The organism is Vibrio sp. YMD68 (assembly GCF_029958905.1).
Taxonomy (GTDB): domain Bacteria; phylum Pseudomonadota; class Gammaproteobacteria; order Enterobacterales; family Vibrionaceae; genus Vibrio.
In genome coordinates this window covers 939,529-961,188 of the sequence record NZ_CP124613.1, presented here as the reverse complement: position 1 = coordinate 961,188, position 21,660 = coordinate 939,529, and the positions used below count along the sequence as shown (strand labels likewise).

The 21,660-nt window shown below is 40.2% G+C and carries 22 protein-coding genes and 1 pseudogene; 5 read left to right on the top strand and 18 right to left on the bottom strand.

The genetic code is table 11. The features are described from left to right. Nucleotides 1-139: 139 nt before the first annotated feature. From QF117_RS04360 to QF117_RS04340, 5 genes are all read right to left on the bottom strand, one after another. Nucleotides 140-1,096, bottom strand: a complete 957-nt coding sequence (locus QF117_RS04360) for an acyltransferase family protein (protein ID WP_282384883.1) — start codon at nt 1,094-1,096, stop codon at nt 140-142. Between the two features lie 170 nt (nt 1,097-1,266). Further along, a complete protein-coding gene (locus QF117_RS04355; protein ID WP_282384882.1) occupies nt 1,267-1,815 on the bottom strand; it encodes a sugar O-acetyltransferase in 549 nt (182 codons plus the stop codon). A gap of 197 nt (nt 1,816-2,012) precedes the next feature. Further along, the gene (locus QF117_RS04350; RefSeq protein ID WP_282384881.1) at nt 2,013-2,657 is read right to left on the bottom strand and encodes a hypothetical protein; all 645 of its coding nucleotides are present in this window, start codon (nt 2,655-2,657) and stop codon (nt 2,013-2,015) included. Nucleotides 2,658-2,811: 154 nt separating this feature from the next. Beyond that, on the bottom strand, nt 2,812-3,261 hold the full coding sequence (locus tag QF117_RS04345; protein ID WP_282384879.1) for a GNAT family N-acetyltransferase: 450 nt from the start codon (nt 3,259-3,261) through the stop codon (nt 2,812-2,814). 157 nt (nt 3,262-3,418) lie between these two features. After that, nucleotides 3,419-4,045 (bottom strand): LysE family translocator, encoded by a 627-nt coding sequence (locus QF117_RS04340; protein ID WP_282384877.1) that lies wholly within the window; start codon nt 4,043-4,045, stop codon nt 3,419-3,421. Between the two features lie 247 nt (nt 4,046-4,292). Here QF117_RS04340 and QF117_RS04330 point away from each other — a divergent pair. Then, nucleotides 4,293-5,261: pseudogene (locus tag QF117_RS04330) on the top strand (IS30 family transposase). 36 nt (nt 5,262-5,297) lie between these two features. On the opposite strand, the gene QF117_RS04325 reads toward QF117_RS04330, so the two are convergent. The 8 genes from QF117_RS04325 to QF117_RS04285 all read right to left on the bottom strand — a co-directional run bounded on the left by QF117_RS04325 (nt 5,298) and on the right by QF117_RS04285 (nt 13,108). Then, entirely contained in the window at nt 5,298-5,816 is a 519-nt protein-coding gene (locus QF117_RS04325; RefSeq protein ID WP_282384875.1) for a GFA family protein, read from the bottom strand. Nucleotides 5,817-5,873: 57 nt separating this feature from the next. After that, entirely contained in the window at nt 5,874-6,395 is a 522-nt protein-coding gene (locus tag QF117_RS04320) for a GNAT family protein (protein WP_282384816.1), read from the bottom strand. A gap of 851 nt (nt 6,396-7,246) precedes the next feature. Then, complete coding sequence (locus QF117_RS04315; protein WP_282384874.1) at nt 7,247-7,597, bottom strand: hypothetical protein; 351 nt, start codon at nt 7,595-7,597, stop codon at nt 7,247-7,249. Between the two features lie 49 nt (nt 7,598-7,646). After that, nucleotides 7,647-8,498, bottom strand: coding sequence for an IS3 family transposase (locus tag QF117_RS04310; protein ID WP_282384873.1), 852 nt, complete (start codon nt 8,496-8,498; stop codon nt 7,647-7,649). After that, on the bottom strand, nt 8,495-8,803 hold the full coding sequence (locus QF117_RS04305) for a transposase (RefSeq protein WP_005464425.1): 309 nt from the start codon (nt 8,801-8,803) through the stop codon (nt 8,495-8,497). The genes QF117_RS04310 and QF117_RS04305 overlap by 4 nt, the downstream gene beginning before the upstream one ends. 1,013 nt (nt 8,804-9,816) lie before the next feature. Next, the gene (locus QF117_RS04300) at nt 9,817-10,929 is read right to left on the bottom strand and encodes a DUF2971 domain-containing protein (protein ID WP_282384872.1); all 1,113 of its coding nucleotides are present in this window, start codon (nt 10,927-10,929) and stop codon (nt 9,817-9,819) included. Then, a complete protein-coding gene (locus QF117_RS04295; RefSeq protein ID WP_282384871.1) occupies nt 10,886-12,475 on the bottom strand; it encodes an RNA-directed DNA polymerase in 1,590 nt (529 codons plus the stop codon). Before QF117_RS04295 ends, QF117_RS04300 begins: the two co-directional genes overlap by 44 nt. A gap of 126 nt (nt 12,476-12,601) precedes the next feature. Further along, the gene (locus QF117_RS04285) at nt 12,602-13,108 is read right to left on the bottom strand and encodes a hypothetical protein (RefSeq protein ID WP_282384803.1); all 507 of its coding nucleotides are present in this window, start codon (nt 13,106-13,108) and stop codon (nt 12,602-12,604) included. A gap of 281 nt (nt 13,109-13,389) precedes the next feature. On the opposite strand from QF117_RS04285, the gene QF117_RS04280 reads away from it, so the two are divergent. The 4 genes from QF117_RS04280 to QF117_RS04265 all read left to right on the top strand — a co-directional run bounded on the left by QF117_RS04280 (nt 13,390) and on the right by QF117_RS04265 (nt 15,277). Beyond that, on the top strand, nt 13,390-13,632 hold the full coding sequence (locus QF117_RS04280; RefSeq protein ID WP_045957228.1) for a type II toxin-antitoxin system Phd/YefM family antitoxin: 243 nt from the start codon (nt 13,390-13,392) through the stop codon (nt 13,630-13,632). A gap of 6 nt (nt 13,633-13,638) precedes the next feature. Next, on the top strand, nt 13,639-13,935 hold the full coding sequence (locus QF117_RS04275; protein WP_282384864.1) for a type II toxin-antitoxin system RelE/ParE family toxin: 297 nt from the start codon (nt 13,639-13,641) through the stop codon (nt 13,933-13,935). 813 nt (nt 13,936-14,748) lie between these two features. Beyond that, nucleotides 14,749-14,997 (top strand): type II toxin-antitoxin system Phd/YefM family antitoxin, encoded by a 249-nt coding sequence (locus QF117_RS04270; protein WP_005377003.1) that lies wholly within the window; start codon nt 14,749-14,751, stop codon nt 14,995-14,997. Further along, nucleotides 14,987-15,277 (top strand): type II toxin-antitoxin system RelE/ParE family toxin, encoded by a 291-nt coding sequence (locus tag QF117_RS04265; protein WP_282384863.1) that lies wholly within the window; start codon nt 14,987-14,989, stop codon nt 15,275-15,277. The genes QF117_RS04270 and QF117_RS04265 overlap by 11 nt, the downstream gene beginning before the upstream one ends. Nucleotides 15,278-17,797: 2,520 nt before the next feature. On the opposite strand, the gene QF117_RS04260 is transcribed toward QF117_RS04265, so the two are convergent. From QF117_RS04260 to QF117_RS04235, 5 genes are all read right to left on the bottom strand, one after another. Beyond that, a complete protein-coding gene (locus QF117_RS04260; RefSeq protein ID WP_108162637.1) occupies nt 17,798-18,289 on the bottom strand; it encodes a hypothetical protein in 492 nt (163 codons plus the stop codon). After that, nucleotides 18,279-18,599, bottom strand: coding sequence for a hypothetical protein (locus tag QF117_RS04255; protein ID WP_282384861.1), 321 nt, complete (start codon nt 18,597-18,599; stop codon nt 18,279-18,281). Before QF117_RS04255 ends, QF117_RS04260 begins: the two co-directional genes overlap by 11 nt. Before the next feature lie 146 nt (nt 18,600-18,745). Next, complete coding sequence (locus tag QF117_RS04245) at nt 18,746-19,696, bottom strand: DUF559 domain-containing protein (RefSeq protein ID WP_102386837.1); 951 nt, start codon at nt 19,694-19,696, stop codon at nt 18,746-18,748. 162 nt (nt 19,697-19,858) lie between these two features. Then, on the bottom strand, nt 19,859-20,347 hold the full coding sequence (locus tag QF117_RS04240) for a hypothetical protein (RefSeq protein ID WP_282384801.1): 489 nt from the start codon (nt 20,345-20,347) through the stop codon (nt 19,859-19,861). 201 nt (nt 20,348-20,548) lie between these two features. Further along, nucleotides 20,549-21,658, bottom strand: a complete 1,110-nt coding sequence (locus QF117_RS04235) for a hypothetical protein (RefSeq protein WP_267712967.1) — start codon at nt 21,656-21,658, stop codon at nt 20,549-20,551. Between the last annotated feature and the right edge of the window lie 2 nt (nt 21,659-21,660).

Below are 21,660 nucleotides of genomic sequence, written 5' to 3'. Positions count from 1 at the left end.
TTAAAACAGACTACCGAAACTGCCTAGCATTTGGACCTAACACCGCATTAAGGGGTGAGCAACGCAGACCACTAGAATTAAAGCATTGTGCCGTAAACGCCAAGCGTTGGGAGTCCGTCCTAAACGCCTTGTTAGTTGCTTACAGGATAAACTTGGCCCTTTTATTTATACTAACGATAAATACAGAAAATATGGCTGATGTAATTATTGCTACAATTGTTAAACCAGTTCCCTCAAATTCGGTAAACCTTCTAAGTAATATTAAAGAAAAAGAATGAATAAAATATATAGAAGATGAGTAGGTTGCTATACTCTTACTATTTCCACTTACCTTTTGATTTAGAAATAATATAAACATTGCTGGGCAAACAAAGATCAAACTTAAATAATTATCGAAGCCTAAATCCCTCAGAGGCTGTATATAATTCAGATATGACTCAAGGCATAGAAATAACAGCCCCAAAACAGTGCAGAACAATGCGACCTTAACAGATATTTCTTTTTCTAATGAATACTTATGGATTAGAAAACCAATACAGAAAAACGGAAATGAAAGGAATAAAAAGTTACGGTGAATCCAAGTAATGTTGAAGGCTCTATCGAAGATAGTTCCAGGTAGGACATGATAATTCCCAGTATATTGAATCAATACGCCAGATATAAACGTCAACCCAATACAAGTCATTATAAACCCAATATTCTTATTATGAATTAGAATCACTATAATGGCTGCGCCAATCATTCCAGATATATACCATAAGTGGTGGTACCCAATTACAATTTTGACAAATAACTTAAAAAAACTTATTGCTGTAAAATCTGGTAAAGAAAACCAAAAGAATGAATAGAAAGCCATCCAGACCAAATACAATATAGCAACCCTTTTAAACCAAAAAAGTTGATTATTCTTAAGTAAAGTCGAGTAAAAATAATATCCGTTAATTATAAAAAACACAGGAACAGCAATCCTAAAAATACCCTGTGAAAATAAAAATCCCGCCAACTCACTAAATTCGCTTAAAAAACCAGCATGAAGGCCAACCACCATTAAGGCCATTGATAATTTTAATATGTCTAATGAAATGTTTCTATTCAAAACTCAAGACTCCGAAGAAAGATTTAAATTGGCAACTAACGCCGCATTAAGACGCAGCAACGCGCTACCAATAAACCTCGATTTACCACCGTAAACACCAATGCCAAGATTTGGACCAAATTTGCCGAGCGTTGACTTTCCCTCTTGAACGCTTTGTTAGCAGCTAGCCTTCATGGTGTGAGCGCTCTAATCAATTTTGCAGGCGTTCCACCCACAAGAGTGTCTGGAGCGACATCCTTAGTTACAACAGAGCCCGCAGCTATTACCGAGCGTGCACCCACAGTAACTCCTTGGCAAATGACTACGTTACCACCAATCCAGACATCATTTTCAACATCAATAGGAAGACAATGCACTTCCCACTTCCGGCGTTGCTTGCAATCAAGAGAGTGTGTCGGAGTATAAAACTGTACATTAGGACCAATTAAAACATTATCCCCAATTTTTATGGCTGCATTATCTAGCATTGTGACGCCCATATTTATATAGGTGTCACGACCGACTGAAATAGTTTTCCCGTACTCACACAAAAAAGGTGGACATAGAACACTATTCTCACCAAAAGACGCTAATAGTTGAGCGACATAAGGCTTGGCAGATTCGAACTGCCGCTGGTTTATTTTTTGTAACAGCTCAAAGGCTCTAATTCTAAGTATGCCGAACTCAGGACTATTAGAATCATAGCCTAGACCTTGGCACATTTTTTCAAATTCAGTCATATCAAACTACCCTTTAATTTATTTGATATTGGAGAATAACCCACGAAGAATGAATAATAGATGAAATGAGTCAATAAAAAATGCTCACGCCACGTTAAGTAGTGAGCAACATTGCAACCCAACTCATTGTTTCGAAGACACAAAACTAAAGTAAAATCAAAAATTCCGAGCGTTGAGAACCTGTCTTAAATGCTTTGTTAGCTTTTTTTTCTCGTGAGCATGATTACTCCCAACCAAGAAAACCATACAATTTGGCTTATACCAAAAATCTCAGTGAGCACTTCAGCAGGGTAAATAGTAAGAATACCAAAAATACCAACTAAAACCCCAAGATAGTTGAATATTTTATGAAGCTCGTTACTTTTTAAAGCAGCAAAACTTAACAATAGAACCCATAGGCCTCCAACGACCTCGTTCCCACCACCTAAGCCTTCGACTACAGTGTAGATAGTCCGCCAGACTGTCATAGCTTGTTCAGGATCCTTAGCCGAGAGCTCCAAGACTGCAGCTAAACCTATATTTGCAACCATTCCACTTGCAATGACTAAACCCACCCAAACAACACCAAAGATAGAAGCAATTTGTGAAAGGATTGGCGTATGACCATTCAAACGATCATGAATTGCCAGCACTAATACAGCTAAAATAATGCCAAATAGTACATACATTATAAGATTTACGACGGACAAAATATTCTGATTTTTAGCTAGAAAAGCAAATTGTTTCGCAGTATCAGCATCTGTAGGGAAATCCCAGAACGCACCAAAAAACACGAAAGCTGACACGTAAATAATGGATTCCAAAAGAGCAGCAACTCCCCCTATTTTTTGTAAATTATTCACGATACAAACTCCATGTTGATAGAATATAATGAAAGCTAACGCCGCGTTAAGGGGTGAGCAGCATTCCCAGCAAACCTAAACCGTTGTGCCGCAAACACTAAATTAAAAGCAAACTGAGAATGCCGAGTGTTGCGAATCCGCCGCAAACGCTTTGTTATGCCTGTAGTTTCAAAAAGTAATGATACGCCCCTGACTCTCGTTCATAACCCAAAGACTCATACAGTTTCTGAGCATTTACGTTACTCTCTGCTGTTTCCAGAGCCAGACCTTTTACTTTGGTCTCTAGCCCCATCTCTTTGGCTGCATTCATTAGTGTCTTAGCCACACCCATCCTTCTAGCTGTATCAGCAACAAACAAATCATTGAGCACCCAAGTCCTAGCCGCAGAAACCGAAGAAAAGCTTGGGTACAGCTGAGTAAAGCCTAAACCATTCCCTTCATCGTCAAGTGCTAAAAATATCACTGATTCATTATTGTTAATGCGTGATTGAATAAATTCACGAGCAACATCGGGATTACTTTCTTGACCATAAAACACTCGATACGAATCAAAAAGAGGTGAAATAATATCTAAATTCTCAATTTTTGCTTTTACTATTTCCATGTAAAAAGTCCATTTTTTGTAGAAACGTATAACTCCCAATTAAGTAGTGAGCAACGCTACTACCCAACTGAAATATTGTGCAGTAAACACCCATGCTGATTCAAACCAAAATCACCGAGCGTTGCGAATCTGCTTAAACTGTTTGTTAGCACTTAGATTATCGCTGCTTCATAAACGCAACTGCTAACCCAGAAGAAACGAATGTGATGCCTGCGCCAATATTTAACCCTGACACCAGTTTGGGTTTGTTTCTAAACCACTCCGACAATTGAGACGAGAAAACACCCATTAAGCTAAAGCCAACGGCTGTTAATAACGCAAACCAGACTCCATAGCCTATCATTTGAGTCGTCACTGACCCTAAACTTGGGTTTACAAATTGAGGTACAAAAGCAAGAACAAACATACCTGGCTTCGGGTTAAGCGCGGCTGATAGAAAGCCAGTTGAAAAGATAACTTTCAGAGACTGTTTTTTTGCTGGCTCTAATGAAAACAGATTTCTCGAACGAAGAACTTTCACACCTAACCAAATTAAGTAAGCAGCACCAACGAGTTTTACTACGTAAAAAGCCACTTCAGAGGTTTGAATTAGAAGAGTTAGTCCGAAGGTAGCTGCGACGACATGAAACAAAATACCCGCCCCAGAAGACATGCCTGACATTACTGCCGCCAGTCGGCCTTGGCTTAAACCGCGACCGATAGCAAGCAAATTATCTGGCCCAGGCGAGATAACTAACAGTAAACAAGCTAATGTATAAGTAACAAATACCTCTAATGGGAACATAAAACCTCCTTGTTGTTTGATTTTGAGTGTTAACGACGCGTTAAGGGCTGAACAACGCTACCACCAAGCTTAAAGCATTGTGCCCCAAACACTACATCTGAATCAAACTGAAAATGACAAGCGTTACGAATCCCTCTTGAACAGTTTGTTAAATGCTTGGATTCAAGTACGAAGTGCGACACCTCTGAACATAAAAACAGTAAAGTGTGATAATCATGAAGTTTGCTCCCGCCAAGAAGTAAAAAACATGAAATACACACACCTTACTGAGAATGAAAGGTATATGGTTTCTGCACTTAGAAAGCAAGGAATTAGTACCGCTAAAATTGCCAAACAACTTGGGCGTCACAAAGCGACAATTTACCGTGAAATTGAGCGTAACATTCGTTACAACAAGTTCTTCGAACGGTACTCGTATCAACCCGAGCGAGCTCAGCAAATGGCTCGTAGTCGACTCAGTCGTTCACGTAGAAACAAACGTTATGATGCGATCGACTTTAAGCTCCCTGGAGCCTTACTACGACTAGATTGGAGCCCTGAGCAAATTGTCGGATACCTTAAGGTTAGAGGCTATCCAACGATGAGCCATGAGCTCATTTATCAACACATTTGGAACGATAAAACTCTCGGTGGAACTCTATGGAAACACTTACGACAATCCACAAAACAAAGACGCAAAAGGTACAACTCAAAAGACAGTCGTGGGCGTCTGGCTAACAAGCGACATATAACTGAAAGACCTGAGGTTGCTGAGCACAGAAAAGAGCCTGGGCACTGGGAAATTGATACGGTTGTCGGGCGTGGAACAAAGCATTGTATTGTCACTTTGGTCGATAGAATGACTGGCTACACTTTTATAGGTCAAATGGATGATAGAACAAGCGCGTGACTCAATGTCAGAATGAGTAAAATCATGACCCGTTCAGATTTACCTTTTAAGACAATTACAGCAGATAACGGTACGGAGTTTCACGGCTACGCACAACTAGAAAGATTCCATAACTGCTTGTTTTACTTTGCAAACCCATACCACTCATGGGAGAGAGGCACTAATGAAAACACTAACGGCTTAATACGACAATACTTACCAAAACGAACTTCTATGTCACATGTGACACAGAAGCTCTGTAATGAAATTGCACATAAGTTAAACATGCGCCCACGTAAAAGACTTGGGTATCGAACACCAACGGAGTATATTCATGCGCATCTGTAGAAAGTGTCGCACTTCAAACTTGATACTAAGCGTGCGTTACCTGCATATTTTTAACCAATCTTTCTCAGTTGGCATCGTATCAAATTTCGGTATACCGTCATTTATAAAACCCACGTCCCAACTAGCGTGAGAGCCAACATAAACATGAGCAGAAACTTTTGTATCCACGGGCTCGGACAGCAGACCAGCTGGCACCCAATATGAATCACCGCTTGAGCTGATATTCGGTACTGGGCTACCGCATTGACAGCAAAATTCAGATTTAAAACCTGAGCTCGTAGAAAATGATCTAATTTGATGTTCGCCGGAACGCCACTTAAAATTTGATGCTTCAACTATCAACGCTGAATTTGATGAAGAACCCGATACCTTGCGACACAGAGAACAATGGCATTGATAGATGGGTGGTAATTCGCCTGACAACTCAAACGAAACCTCTCCACACAAACAGTTTCCTTTCAAATTTAATTCTTCCTTGTTAATTAGTACGCATAACGCCCAATTAAGGGGTGAACAACGCCTCCACCCAAACCTAACGCATTGTACCGTAAACACTAAATTTGAAGTAGAAGCAAAACTGCCAAGCGTTGTGAATCCCTCTTAAATTGCTTGTTAGTTGCGTTCTGACCACTCCGACCGTAACACCCCATATTTGACGGAGTCATAGTATTCACCCTTGTAGTAACGAACCTTTCTAAGTCTTGCTTCTTGCTGAAAACCCAGTTTCAAAGCCAAAGACATCATTCGAGGATTACCCGACCAAGTAGTTAAACCAACCCTCTCGATTTCTTTAGTTGCGAACAAGTATGATACCCATAAAGGTAGAGCAAGCGCAGCAATTCCCTTACCCCAATACTGTGCATCATAAATAACCACACCAGCTTCAAGCCAACGCGTTTCTTTACATTCCCAGTAGCAACTAACCGTTCCAACAGGAATATCGTCAACAGTGATTAATTGTAAGTCTAAGCCCGCTAGTAAACGCTGAAATGATGAACTTTCAAACTGTTCTAGTGTTGGGTGAGAATATGGAAAGTAAGGACCATTGAACTTCATCCATTCATCATTTGAAATAACCAAAGAATGGAGAGGTTCCAGTTCGTCTTCCTTGGCTGGTCTAATATCTACTTTCATATCTTCCTCAATGCTTCCAAATTCTTTGTAGCAAACTAACGCCTTACTAAGTGGCGCTGCCACTGAATTCCCCAAGCATACCAAACTCCAAGCCAAGAGTGCCAAGCGTTTGAGCGTCCACTTGAGTAATTTGTTAGGGGCCGCCCACAAAATTGAATGCTGATTATTGGCAAAAGGTTTTGAAATTGAAACCGATGCTCGAAATTTGTAGAGCTTACTTAACGTAAAAACTTGACCATTTGCAGGACCAAACAAAGCGCTGAAAGTCACACTTAAATGATGAGTCCCCGTATGCACATATTGCTCAACCAGAAAACGATGCTCGAGACAAAAACAGAAACTAACATCACCTCAAAACTTTTCAACGTAATAGGCCGCCTAACGCCTTAATAAGTGGCTGCAACCACTGAATTTACCGAGCCTATCAGACTTCAAGCCGAGAGTGCCCAGCGTTGATAAGTCCACTTAATTAACTTGTTAGTCGGTGGCTTTGCCATTGAATGCCGATTATTAGCACTAGCTTTTGTTATTAAAGCCAATGCACGACATTTGTAGAACTTACTTAGGGCAAGGCTGTGCATTTAACTCGGCCAAACAAAGCGCCCTAAATTGAACATTAACATCATGCGATCCAGTAGCGCCCAAAAACGTTGCCAGTAAAACAATACGGCGAAAGTTACTGAACCAACTTTAACCTTAAAACCTTTCAAAGCTTTAGCCGACTAACGCCCTGCTAAGCGGCAAATAAACCAGCCACTTAACTTAAAATTAGTACCGTAAACACTTTAGCTAACCAGACCAAAAATGCCACGCGTTTATTTGTCCGTTTGAGCAGTTTGTTATGCTCATTCTCAAAAAAATTGAAGAACCAAACAAGTGATAAAAGCTGGTATGCCCGCAATGAAAAAGACTAAACCTGTTTGATAGTTCATTCGGTAGTGGTCTTGCTGGTCTTTCTCAAAATTATGCCCTTTTACCATTTTGTACACTTTATCAGTACGAGGGTCATCAAGACGCGTTGTTTTACTATGAACTCCGCCTTCCCACATTAGCTTCGCCAGAATCCAAATAACGATGACAACAAAGAAAAGGAAATCAACGAGTTCTGTCGTAGCAAACAAAGAAAAAAATTGTGATAGCACTACGACTACCAATGCCGCAGCAAGGTTAATTAGGATTATATTCTTCAGCAAATTGATCACAATTCCCTCCTAGAGCTGGTGTACCCCACAAAAAGTAGACAGTACATAACTACATACTTTCGTACTCAGCTGGGCTGACATGCCCCAACGCTGAGTGTCTTCTTCTGCGATTGTAAAATACCTCGATGTATTCGAAGATGCCCATTCGGGCTTCTTCGACAGTTTGGTAGTCCTCTGCGTATATCAGTTCGACTTTCAGTCGACTGTAGAACGACTCCATCACCGCATTATCCCAACAGTTACCCTGTCGACTCATGCTCGGCACACCTCCATGCTTGCGCATGAAGTCTTGATATTTATATGCTCTGTATTGTACACCACGGTCTGAGTGGATAATGACGCCCTTAGGCGGCTTACGTGACTCAAACGCCATTTTTAGCGCATTGGTGATGAGCTCGACGGTCATAGTTGCCCCTAGCGACCAACCCACGATGCGCCTTGAATGCAGGTCCATCACTGTCGCCAAGAAGAGCCAACGGCTCTTCACCCAGATATACGTGATGTCCGTAACCCACTTCTGATTTGGCGTCTCAGACTCAAAGTCTCTTCGCAGTAAATTGTCGGCAACATTCGTCATAGCAGCCACATCCTTGCTGTATTTAAACCCTTTACCATTACGTGCCCTGATACCTTTTTGCCTCATGATATCAGCCACATAATTCACGCAGCAGGCATAGCCAGCTTCGTTTAGCTCTTCTGCTATTCGCACTGAACCGTAGCGTGCCCGATATTGGGCAAAGGTACACATGACGAGCTGTTCAAAGCGCTCTCGCCGCTTTGAACGCTCACTCGGCGTATGATGGCTCCACTTATAATAGCCGCCCCGACTCATTTCTAAGGTGCGGCACATTAAGTTAATGGAATACTCACCGGCATAGCTTTCAATGAACTCGTACTTCACTCTTGCTGCTTCGCGAAGTACGCCGATACCTTTTTTAGGAATTCCATTTCATCTTTGAGTCGCTTGTTCTCGCGCCTTAGCGCTCGAAGCTCTTCGGACTCTTTCTTCGAATAATCGACACCGTCTAAGGTGTTAAACTGTTTATCAGATAGGCGTGTGAACTGACGCTTCCAGTTCCGGATCTGCTGAGCACTGATGCCCAACTCCTTGGCAACGGAAACTGCTGTTCGGCCAGGAAGACTGGCAAGACGGACTGCTTCTTTGCGGAACTCTTCGGTGTACGCTGGATTACGATGTTTAGTCATAAATCACCTCTCAATTAGACCCTAGATCTAACTTAGTAAAGTGTCTACTAAACGTGGGGTACTCGGGCATATAACGCCGCACTAAGCGGACAAAAATTGTTGGTTATAATGTGTAGCGAAGCGAAACGTAACCAACTGTTTTTGTTCCGTTTAAGTGCCTTGTTAGCACGGCTTAAAGTAACCTTCATCAGATTACTAAACTACAATTTTTTGGAAATTTGCTCAATGAATGTGAAGCTAAACACTTATTCTAAATCGAGTACAAATTCCAGGTTACACGCAAAAACGAATAACCTTCAAAATCACTTTAACCCCCAAGGTAAAACCCCGAGATAGAAAAGTGAACTGCCAAATACAAGCAAACTCACAACAACCAAAAAGGAGGCCACGTAAGCCAGCTAACGCCCTGCTAAGCGGCAAATAAACCCACCACTTAACTTAAAATGTGCACCGTAAACACTTTAGCCAACCAGACCAAAAATGCCACGCGTTTATTTGTCCGTTTGAGCAGTTTGTTAAGACTTGCTTTGAAAACCGACTTCGGATTGACGATGTAGTGAACGGCCAATGACAATATTGAAAACACCGCAAAACGACCAGACCGATTTAAAACGTAATACTCACAAGCGGTGCCCCACGAAACCCGATATGCACTGAGACAACAAGCCGCCCACTGAATTCACGCGTTCAATAATGAACTGCGGAAAAATCCAACTCAACGAGTACGATGAGAGTTTGTGAGCAGATAGAAACAATTGGTTTGAGAAACGCGCTTCAAAACGGTTGCCACCAAACTTTGGATTACGCCCAAACTGGCTTTTACAGCGCACATTCTTAGAGCCACATAACCGCCTAAACTTCGCAGTACGACAAACTTAAAGTGGCCGATTGCAGAACTACCTAGCCAAAAAATCACAGCGAGTCTTAACGCCGCATTAAGGTGTGAGCGGCGCTTGGCTATACTTGAGCGAAGCGAAACTGCCAAGCGTTGCGAATCACTCTTAAACAGATTGTTAGTTTTTCTTTATCTCAAGCTCAAACCTTTCTGAGCTGACGTTAGCTTGATAAATTTTTACATGCTTCAATTTTTTGTTACTACGGATGATTTCGACCAACTCACTTTTTTCTCTTTGATCTACCCTGCATCCAAAACACACAGACTTAATAGCTTTTGGATCAACTCGGTATAGAAATATTGTGCTAGGGTCTTCAGATATGCTCCGAAGATAAGCATTAATTGTATTGTCTACAAAACCTTTCACTAAATCATCTTGGTCAACATACTCAGCTCCATAACGGAGCAAATAATTCCCTTCAGCCATTAGTGGCTCCTTAATGTTGACCATATTCATACCCCCACCAAGTTTCTGTGTTTCTAGGACTTCAGGAGAATATGAATACTCTTCAATCTCACTTAAATATTTATCGTGTACTATTACTCTGTCTGCAGTAACGAGTGGCAATATGATTCGGTGCTCTTTTTCATATATCCATTCATCGCTCTTAACTAGAAAGTGCTCTCTGATTGTTTCAAATCGATCTAGCTTAGGTCTTCGAGAGTTATACCTTACCCTTTGAATTTGTCCTGCTTTTATAGATTCTCTCTTGCTGTTTTCAACTTCATCTAGTACTTCAGCATCTAATTCTTCATCAAATCGAAGGATTGGGTATGGTGTATAACTTTCAAAAAGTTCATGATTTGTATCTAGTTCAATGACAACACCCTTATGCTGATCTGCATAATGAGCCCACATTAATAGATTATTATTAGTTTCTGATAAAGATATAACCGCATAGTCAAAATAAGCACTGTCGGAGAGTGATTTGTTACTCTTTTTACTGCTGGGATTCAATTCAAAAGGATCATTTAAGGCATACTTCTGAGAGCCTCGAATTAAGAAATTTTCGAAAAACTGCTTGCGCAAAGGCATGTATTTATAAATTTTATCTAACATATTGATTCTAAATTTTGTATGTAAAACTAACGCCGCATTAAGGTGTGAGCGACGCTTGGCTATACTTGAGCGAAGCGAAACTGCCAAGCGTTGCGAATCACTCTTAAATGCTTTGTTAAGTGCCGTCTCAACTATTGCTCTTAGCTTTAACCCATTTGATAACGCTAACATCAATAATGTTTGTGCTGTACCTACGACTTATTGAGTTTAACCAAGCGTCACGGTCATCTTTTGCTGTTACAAGGGATGCTTTAAAAATCGCTCTTCTTTTTCGGTCACTAACTTCATTAAGGCTAGCCTTAATGTGTCTAAATTCAGATAGATTAGATGACTCAATTATATGATCAGCATAAGCTTCATGATGTAAGGATCCTGCAACATAATCAGCAATAACTGGTGACTTTAAAAAATTCGTATTTCTTCGAAAATACTCCGCTAACCAAAGACGAACAAAAGGTAAATGTGCATAGCTATTGCCTTGAACTAGATCCTCAAACTTACTAACATTCAATTCAATAAATCTAGGATTTGTGACTTTATCTAGATATAAAACAACATCATTGATTACAGGACAAAAATACTCAAAGTTCTCAGTAATGAATTTTGATACAGAGCGAATCCTATATTTTCTACACTGTCTTAGTATATGTCTAGCAACCCCAAGATCTAGCTTTTCCAAAGCAAGTAACTTTTGGCACATAGAAAACATAACTGTTGGTCTAATTTCTGTTTCAGACGGTAATTCAGGTTCTTCTTCATACGCCTGATACACCCCTTGAGGCTCCATAATCTCCGTTAAAGTTTGGTGTATATGTGACTTCTCAACATTCTCTGGACTCTCCAAGTAATTATCAACAAAGTTAGCCTTAGAGATAATTTCTGTCTTCGAAGAAGATAGATTTAATCTATGATTTTCAAATAGATACTTAGTTAACTTGTCTAAAAAGTTGACCAACTCACTTTTAGAATTAGCGAAAATCCTAAAATCATCAACATATCGAGTGTGTTTAAAACCACTATTCGAAATGAATTCATCCACATCGATCATTAGAGCCTCCGCCATAATAATACTTGAGGCTGGACCCACAGGTATACCTTTAGTTGGAGATCCGTTAATGGCTAACAGAAACTCCTCTATGCTCTTTGCGACAGGTTCAAACCCAGTATCTAGGGCACTGATAGCATTCCTCAATCTATGTACATAAACTTGGTTGTAGAAGTCACTTATATCAGTAATTAACACATGCTCATACGTATCATTAAGCTCAGAACATTTTTCAAGGAAGTCCCCATAACCAGTACCATTATCGAAAAATGTTCCTGTATTCCTATCAATAGACACACGATATGAACATGCTACTTGCTCTGATAATTCAAACCTATTTTGTTCGATTTTTTCCGCAATCATATATGTCAGAGCGGTATAAACTATGGATGAAATTGGGTCAATTTGGTGAACAATTCGAAATGTGCCACTTGGTTTAGGTGAACACAATATCGTTGGATCTTCCATTAAGATATTGTCTAAATCGGTTGTGGTTAAGTAAGTCTTTACGTCATTCCAATTATCCCATAATGCCAAGTACTCAAATGGCTTAGGGAAAAAGTCGGAATCATAAAACTTCGTTATATGTGTTTTTGCGAATTCAACCGCATCATTTGTTAATCTCATTATTACTTCTCTAGCCAACTGAAGTTGATTTTGCCACCAAGGCACTTAACGCCCTGTTAAGGTGTGAGCAACGCAATACCGATGCTTCCGTATACAACCTTAAACACTAAACGCAACGCATAGTAAAAGTGCCACGCGTTGCGAATCACTCTTGAACAGTTTGTTATGTTGCTAGTTGAAGAGCTCATTGAAGGCATCTATTGATAATGCCCAACCCAACTCTTTTTGAGGCATTCTATTAATTTTTGCGGTGATCTGCGCTAGATCACAATGCTCAAAGCCGCCATCTGAATATATGAAATCTTGGTACAACGACATTTTATCGTTAACGTGACCAAGTAACTTTCGACTGTCAGTTTTGGTAAAGCTAATATTCGGCTCTGCATTTTCAAACGAAGAAAGAATCTCATTTGGAGCATTTTCAAGCTCTAGTAAGGTCAACAACCCACTTTTGAAAGCTTCATTAAAATGCTTGAATTCTGACTTTTTGAAACCGATAAGCACAAAAGACATTAGAGTTTTCTCTTCCATGAAAAAGAGACATTTTCGACGCTCTTGAGTAAATGTATGTATATACCAATTACCGAGAATATGATGTTCGCTTTCAACATCTGACAGGTCTTGGGGTCTAAGACCCAGCAAGTCTTGTGATTTCTTAGTGCAGCGCAGTTGATACATGATTCGATTTCTCTCGGAACAATAACGATTTAGGTAACATTAGAGCATATCGAAAGCTCATTGCAACATAACGCCCAATTAAGTTGTGAGCAACGTTACCACCTTACCCGAACACTTCACCTTAATCACTAAACCAACTGAAACCAAAAATGCCGAGCGTTGCGAATCAGCTTGAATTGCTTGTTAGTTTACCTTTCGCACAAATCACACGATTTAATTATATTGACCATTTTGTGCGACAAACTATAATCTTACTGTAATTCCAAATTTGGAGATTGAGTATGCACACACTAACAGCAAATGATGCAAAGCGTAACTTTGGTGAGCTGCTTCTAAGCGCCCAACGTGAGCCAGTAAAGATTAGCAAAAACAGTAAAGATGCCGTAGTGGTAATGTCTATCAAAGACTATGAAGAACTAGAGGCAATGAAAACTGATTATCTTAAACATTGTTTCGAGTCAGCTAAACAAGACTTAGCACAAGGCAATGTAGTTGATGGTGAAGATTTCCTAAGCGCCTTGTAACCCACTATGCAAAAGAATAAATACAAACTAAGTAAATTGGCTCAGGCTCATTTACGAAAAATTAAAAGCTATACCGTCAACAACTTTTCTGAAATGCAGTGGAACAACTATAAAGATACATTGCTAACTGGGTTTCAAATGCTTGCCGACAATCCAGCCGTAGGTCGCAGTTGCGATGAAATTTATCCAAGCGGTTTCTATTTTCCGGTAGGAAAACACACAGCTTACTTTACAAAAGAAGACGGTTTTATTTTAGTTGTGGCTGTACTTGGTCAATTACAACTCCCACAAAACCACTTGTAGCGAAGACATCACCCAAAATAAAAACTAGGGTGATGATCTTGATTGGTAAACTAACGCCCAATTAAGGGGTGAACAACGCTTACATCAAAACCTAAAGCATTGTGCCATAAACACTAAAACTGAAGTAGAAGCAAAAGTGCCGAGCGTTGTGAATCCCTCTTAAATTGCTTGTTATGTTTTACCACAAACGATTGAATTACTTGAGAAAGAACTGCTGTTTCAGACCAATTTTCTGAACCAAACCACAAGGTTTAAACCAACTTGACCGCCAAAGGCGACCAACCTGAAACAAGTAATTCCTCTTCCCTGCCCAATGAGGCAACCCGACCGAGTAACAACAAGCGCCCTTTCTTTCCAACCAAAGCGCAAGACAATGGCAAATTGCCGAGGCAACTGCCAAGCCGAAATGCTGATTGGTTAAGAATCCAAAAGCGACTTTGAGCCAGTTAAACAAGAAGCCGACCGCCACGACCTGACAATGAAGCAACCCACGAATATTGGCATGTTTTACGGCCTGAGCTATTCAAGAACTTAGGCCGACAATGCGGATTTGCTGAGTCTACTAGGGACGAATTGCTAAAGGGGCAAAGAACCAGAGCCTAAGAACTTTAAGCCTTTGAATTTCAGGTAAACATAACGCCCAATTAAGGGGTGAACAACGCCTCCACCCAACCTAAACATTGTGCCATAAACACCAAATTTGAAGTAGAAGCAAAAAATGCCAAGCGTTGTGAATCCCTCTTAAATTGATTGTTATACCGCTTGATTGAGGCTAAAATGACCAACATAAAGACCACTTAAGAGACCGATTATATGACCACTAGAATTTTGGCCGATGTTGCTGCAAGCATTACTGAGTTGAAAGCTAACCCTATGAAAGTTGCAACTAGCGCTTACGGCGAACCTGTTGCTGTATTAAACCGAAATGAACCAGCATTTTATTGCGTACCTGCCGAAGCTTACGAAATGATGATGGACAGACTCGAAGATCTTGAACTACTAGCTATCGCTAAAGAGCGTGAATCTGAAGAGAGCATTTCGGTAAATATTGATGACCTATAAACTCGACTTTAAAAAGAGCGCCCTCAAAGAGTGGAAAAAGCTTGGTTCTACTCTGCAACAACAATTTAAGAAAAAGCTGATCGAGCGCTTAGATAACCCACATGTTCCGGCTTCAAAACTTTCTGGAGCTGACAACATGTATAAAATTAAGTTGCGTCAATCGGGCTACCGTCTCGTCTACAAGGTTGAAGACGATGTAATTATCGTAACCGTCCTAGCAGTTGGAAAACGCGAACGTAGCGATGTTTACCTTAAAGCCATGAAAAGGTTAGATGACTGATTGCGGTATAACGCCCAATTAACGTGTGAGCAGCGCATACACTGAACTTGAATACTGCGCCGTAAACACTTAGCTCAACCCGAAGTGAGAGCGCCAAGCGTTGCGAATCACTGTTGAATTGTTTGTTATGTTTTACCACAAGTTACTGACTTTATTGAGAAAGAACTGCGATTTCATATCAATTTTCTGAACCCAACCACAAGGTCAGAACCAACTTGGCCGCCAAAGGCGACCAACCTAAAACGTGTATTTCCACTTCCCTTTCCAATGAGGCAACCCGACTTAGCTTCAGCAAACACCCTATCTTTCCAACCAAAGCGTAAAACAATGCTGAATTGCTGAGGCAACTGCCAAGCTGAAATGCTAATTGGCTTAGAACTTAGAAGCGACTTTGAGCCAATTAAACAAGAAGCCAAGCGCCACGACCTGACAATGAAGCAACCCACGAACATTGGCATGTTTTACGGGCTGAGGGATTCAAGAATTTAGGCCGACAACACTGATTTGCTGAGTCTACTAGGGACGAATTGCCTGAGGGACAAAGAACTAGAGCCTAAGACATTTAAGCCTTTGAAATACAAGTAAACATAACGCCCAATTAAGGGGTGAACAACGCCTCCCACCAACCTAAGGCATTGTGCCATAAACACTAAATTTGAAGTAGAAGCAAAAATGCCGAGCGTTGTGAATCCCTCTTAAATTGCTTGTTATGTTTTACCACAAATACATGATTTACTTGAGAAAGAACTGCTGTTTCAGACCAGTTTTCTGAACCAAACCACAAGGTTTAAACCAATTTGACCGCCAAAGGCGACCAACCTGACACGACTAATTCCACTTCCCTGCCCAATGAAGCAACCCACGAACATTGGCATATTTTACGGCCTGAGAGGTTCAAGAATTTAAGCCGACAATGCGGATTTGCTGAGTCTACTAGGGACGGACTGCCGGAGGGACAAAGAACTAGAGCCTAAGACCTTTAAGCCCTTTAAGCCCTTTAAATACAAGTAAACATAACGCCCTGCTAAGCGGCAAATAAACTCGCCACTGAACTTAAAATTGATACCGTAAACACAATAGCCAACCAAACCAAAAATGCCACGCGTTTATTTGTCCGTTTGAGCAGTTTGTTAAGACTTGCTTTGAAAACCGACTTTGCATTGAAACTGTAGTGAACGGCCAATGATAAAGCTGAAATCACCGCTAAACGACCATAGCGACTTCAAACGAAACACTCAAGGGCGGTGACCCACGAAACCCGATATGCACTTAGATAACAAGCCGCCCACTGAATTAACGCGTTCAATTATGAACTGCGGAAAAACTAGCCTCAACGAGTACGATGAGAGTTTGTGAGCAGATAGAAACAACGGTTCGAGAGCTACATTTTAGACGGTTGCTGCTAAACTTTGGATTACGCCCAAACTGGCTTTTACAGCGCAAATAGTGAAAGCCACATAACCGCCTAAATTTCACAGTACGACATACTTAAAGTGGCCGATTGCAGAAATATCTAGCCAAAAAATCACAGCGAGTCTTAACGCCTTACTAAGTGGCGCTGCCACTGAATTCACCAAGCATACCAAACTCCAGGCCGAGAGTGCCAAGCGTTTGAGCGTCCACTTGAGTAATTTGTTAAGACTTGCTTTGAAAGCCGACTTCGGATTAGCACTGTAGTCAACGGCCAATGACACAACTCAACAACACCGCTAAACGACCATACCGATTTCAAACGAAACACTCACAAGCGGTGACCCACAAAACCCGATATGCACAGAGACAACAAGCCGCCCACTGAATTCACGCGTTCAATAATGAACTGCGGGGAAATCTAACTCTACGAGTACGATGAGAGTTTGTGAGCAGATAGAAACCATCGGTTCGAGAAACGCGCTTCAAAACGGTAACCGCTAAACTTTGGATTACGCCCAAACTGGCTTTTACAGCGCAAATAGTGAAAGCCGCATAACCGCCCAAATTTCAAAGTAAGACATACTTAAAGTGGCCGATTACAGAACTATCTAGCCAAAAAATCACAGCGAGTCTTAACGCTTTAATAAGTGGCTGTAACCACTGACTTTACCGAGCCTATCAGACTCCAAGCCGAGAGTGCCCAGCGTTGATAAGTCCACTTGATTAACTTGTTAGTCGGTGGCTTTGCCATTGAATGCTGATTATTAGCACAAGCTCTCGTTACTAAAACCAGTGCACGATATTTGTAGAACCTACATAGTGCAAGGCTTTGCATTTTACTCGGCCAAACGAAGCACCCTAAATTGAACATTAACATCATGCGATCCAGTAGCGCCCAAAAACGTTGCCAGTAAAACAATACGGCGAAAGTTACTGAACCAACTTTAACCTTAAAACCTTTCAAAGCATTAAACGACTAACGCCGCGTTAAGTGGTGAGCAACGCAGACCACCACACTAACCCATTGTGCCGTAATCACCTAAGCTGAATCAAACTGAAAATGCCGAGCGTTGGGAATCCGTCTTAAACGCCTTGTTATACAAATAATTAGTCGTACACTGCCTCAGCTTTTTCTGCGCTACTAAAAATAATTGCCTCCCAAGCAGCACGAGTGCATGACCAAAATGAATAACCTAATAAAAATAAACATACAACTAACATTGAATAAATGTCTAGGGATTCAAAATGGTTGAAATACACAACATCGCCGAAAAACTGTTGAACGTAAACACCTTTTAAAATTGACGCGGATGTTGTCATCGCCAAACCATAAGTGATTGCAGCAAAAGCTGAATCAGCAAAAATACCAAACTGCTTGTATATAAGCCCTGCATATTCGGAATTTGAGCTCTTAGCTGACAGATAATGCAATACAAAACAGATGAAGCAACCAAACCAAATACTTATATTCAAATGCTTCCATTCCAAGACTGAGCGTATCGTCTCATTATAATATTTCTGATCAGTTATATAGGTAACAGCTATTATGACTAAGGTGATGAGGACACCGACTAGTCGAAGGTTGAATTTAGGAAACATTATGACTCCTATTAAATTCGTTTACCTTTTTAGTATCTTCATCATCGTTACTTTTCCCAAGCAAACCGCCAATTAGCCCGCCAAGTAATACTCCTGGAACACCACCCATGACTCCAATAACTCCACCAATAGCCATGGCTGGAGCTGTCTTATTGTCAGACTCCGCCGTAACCGAATTAACAGAATAGACCTTATCATTTACCTTTAGGCGATTAGAGCCTAACCTTTGAGCTAGTTCTTTCCGAGAATTAGCCGTATTCTGAAGGTATGTTTTCTTCCCTGTTTGACGATCTTTTACATAAAGCCGCATCGGATTACCTCCTTTTATTTGTATAACGCCCTGTTAAGGTGTGAGCAACGCAATACCAAAGCCACCGCATACCACCTTAAACACTAGACGCAACGCATAGTAAAAATGCCACGCGTTGCGAATCACTCTTAAACAGTTTGTTAAGCTTACATTTCGTATATGCTCAACCCCATAGCGGCTCCAAGGACATACCAAACATTTTGCCACTTAACTCTAACTAGATCAGAACCAATATACGATGTTTCGTTATTACCTCGTCGAAGTAACTTACCATTTCCAATATAACTAAATTCTATATCTCCAAGTTTGTCTACGCTCATTTCATTAGGGAGCACACTCAATAATGGCGATACATAAACAGGATCATCAGCGATAACAAGAAACTCATCGAACAAATGAGCGAACCTAAGCATATGTTCTCCGAGTTCAAGACTATACCACTCCTCGGAGATCGTATTTATTCTCACTTCGCCCTTTTCATAATCAAGAGTTAAACCATTTAAATGCTCAATTTCATATCCATCTTCAGGGAGATGGAATATAAAAGCAGTAATAAAGGACTTTTCATACAACCACTCGATGGCATGAGGAATCACTTGATCAATTGATGGTAATGTCAATGTTTTCTCGGGATTGATTTTTCTGAAAAAGTTAATGGCTTTCATGCGTTCTTGGTAGAAAAACCTATAATCGATATACATTGCTCGATACTTAACTGGCTCTCGTTGCATTCTTTCACGGTATATTGTTCTAACTTCATCGACACAGCCTTTCGCGTCTCTATTGATCTCACGTCCCGTGAAACGAATAACCGTATAACCTGACCTTGTTAAATATCGTTGCCTTATTGCGTCTTTTTCTAATTGCTCTGGAGAAGAGTGATATGCGTGCCCATCCAACTCAATAATCAAACGAGCATCTCTAAGAATGAAATCCACCCTATATCTTGCATGCTTTGCTTTGTCGCCAAACCATTGCTCACTTTCAATTAAATCAGCAAGCTCATTTAGTTCTTTACTAAATTCAGCTTCAATGTGGGATTGACCACGATCTCTATACCAACTAGGAGCGTCTGCCGGTTGACCTGGATATTTCATTTTTCACCATAATATTTTTGTAAGCTTAACGCCCTGCTAAGCGGCAAATAAACAACCACTTAACTTAAAAACTAATACCGTAAACACTTTAGCCAACCAGACCAAAAATGCCACGCGTTTATTTGTCCGTTTGAGCAGTTTGTTATGTGCCTTGGATTGAGGTTACCAGATATCGCTAATTTCATTTTCTTTCTTATTTGTTTCAAAAGTAACAGATTTTGACCAAGTTACTTTTATTGAATCATGATAAATAAGCTCTGTATAAACACCAACTATTCTATACTTCAAGAAACCAGCCCAAATCGCAACAAGCAATTTATTCATTTTCTCATCTGAAACAAGGTGTTCTTCCTTGAGTTTAGAAAGGTTTTCTTTTAGTTTATTCTTTAAGATCTCATCTTCTCTAAAATCGTGTTTAAATCGCTTTGAAGAATTAAACTCATGAACTTCTATTTCATTGAACAATAGCTCTTCCTGAAAATTACGACCTCTATAGTGATCAATAAATATGCTGTAGGCTATCGATACGATTTTTTCTAGCAAATCCATACGTATGGGTGCGCGATCAAAAGTATCATAATGAAAATCACCTATATAATTGTTAATAAATAACTTTCTGTATTTTGCCACCTTAAAGGGGCTTAATAACATGTACAGTCTAGTAATAAACATGGCACCTATACTCAATACTGTTGGTTCATACCGTATGGCACATAACGCCTAATTAAGGGGTGAACAACGCTGCCACCTAAACCTAAAGCATTGTGCCATAAACACTAAATTTGAAGTAGAAGCAAAAATGCCGAGCGTTGTGAATCCCTCTTAAATTGCTTGTTAGGCATTTTTCACTACTTAAACTCTTTTATATATCCAAAAGTCTTCGATATTTTTTAAACCATATTGTGTGGCATTTTCAAAATCACTACGTAATGATAATTGACAACACTCACAAATCACACGATCAGTGTATGTGTACCCATTAGAAAGCATCTCTTCTTCGTCATACTCCATCTCTGATTCGGTATATAGCACTAATGATTTAACACCACAAACAGGACAATTCAGAATAGATGCATATTCTTGCCTTGCTTCTGTTTCTGAAATTCGTATCGCTCGTTGGATGTGCTTATTATCATAAATGTCAGCGAACCCCTTAAGCACCTTTTGGGACGTCATTTTTAACTTCATTAATGGGTTGTTGTAAGCAGCACGACCAATCTCCTTAATAAATGCCACTTTTTTTAAATCTATAGCTTCTGAACTATAGACAGCGATCAGTTCAGACAACGGATCCACACCACACTCGAGGGGTTTATACTTCCACAGCAACTCTTGACCTTTGAAAGCAGGCAAATTTAGAAAACTATGCAGTAATGGTAAGACATATTTACATATGAGCTTGTCTAATGATGGGTAACGTAAGACATATACACCGCGATGCCAAAGTCGATTTCTTAACGCATTAATCTTAATTAATGTATTTTTATGATCTCGAATAAACTGCAAACTTGTTGAGTTTGGGAACTGTCCACTTTTTATCAAATCATCAAGTCTAGATATAGCTTCACTAAACTCAATTGATCGCAAACTGTTCGTCTCTTGTTCAGATAATTGCTGACTGTTTAACAATTTATATAGGACCACTGGCTTAGTTAATGCCACGTCTGCTAATAATGGATGCTCATCTTTTAGTATTTTCTTACATGCAAGTTCAAAGAAGTGCTGAAAGTGAATAAGAGTTTCAGTACAAAGCTCACAATAAGTATCATGGTGATGGTAGTCGATTTGCTCTTGTTCAAGGTTACCCTGAGACAGCACTGTTAAATTGCCTTTAAAACACTGATACGTAGAAAAGTACGATTTTAAAGCTATTTTCAATGAGCTAAACGCAATACCAAGCTCTTTATCTTTAGTAGTTTCTATATTGAAACCATCTTGAATGGTATTATCTAAATCTGACATAT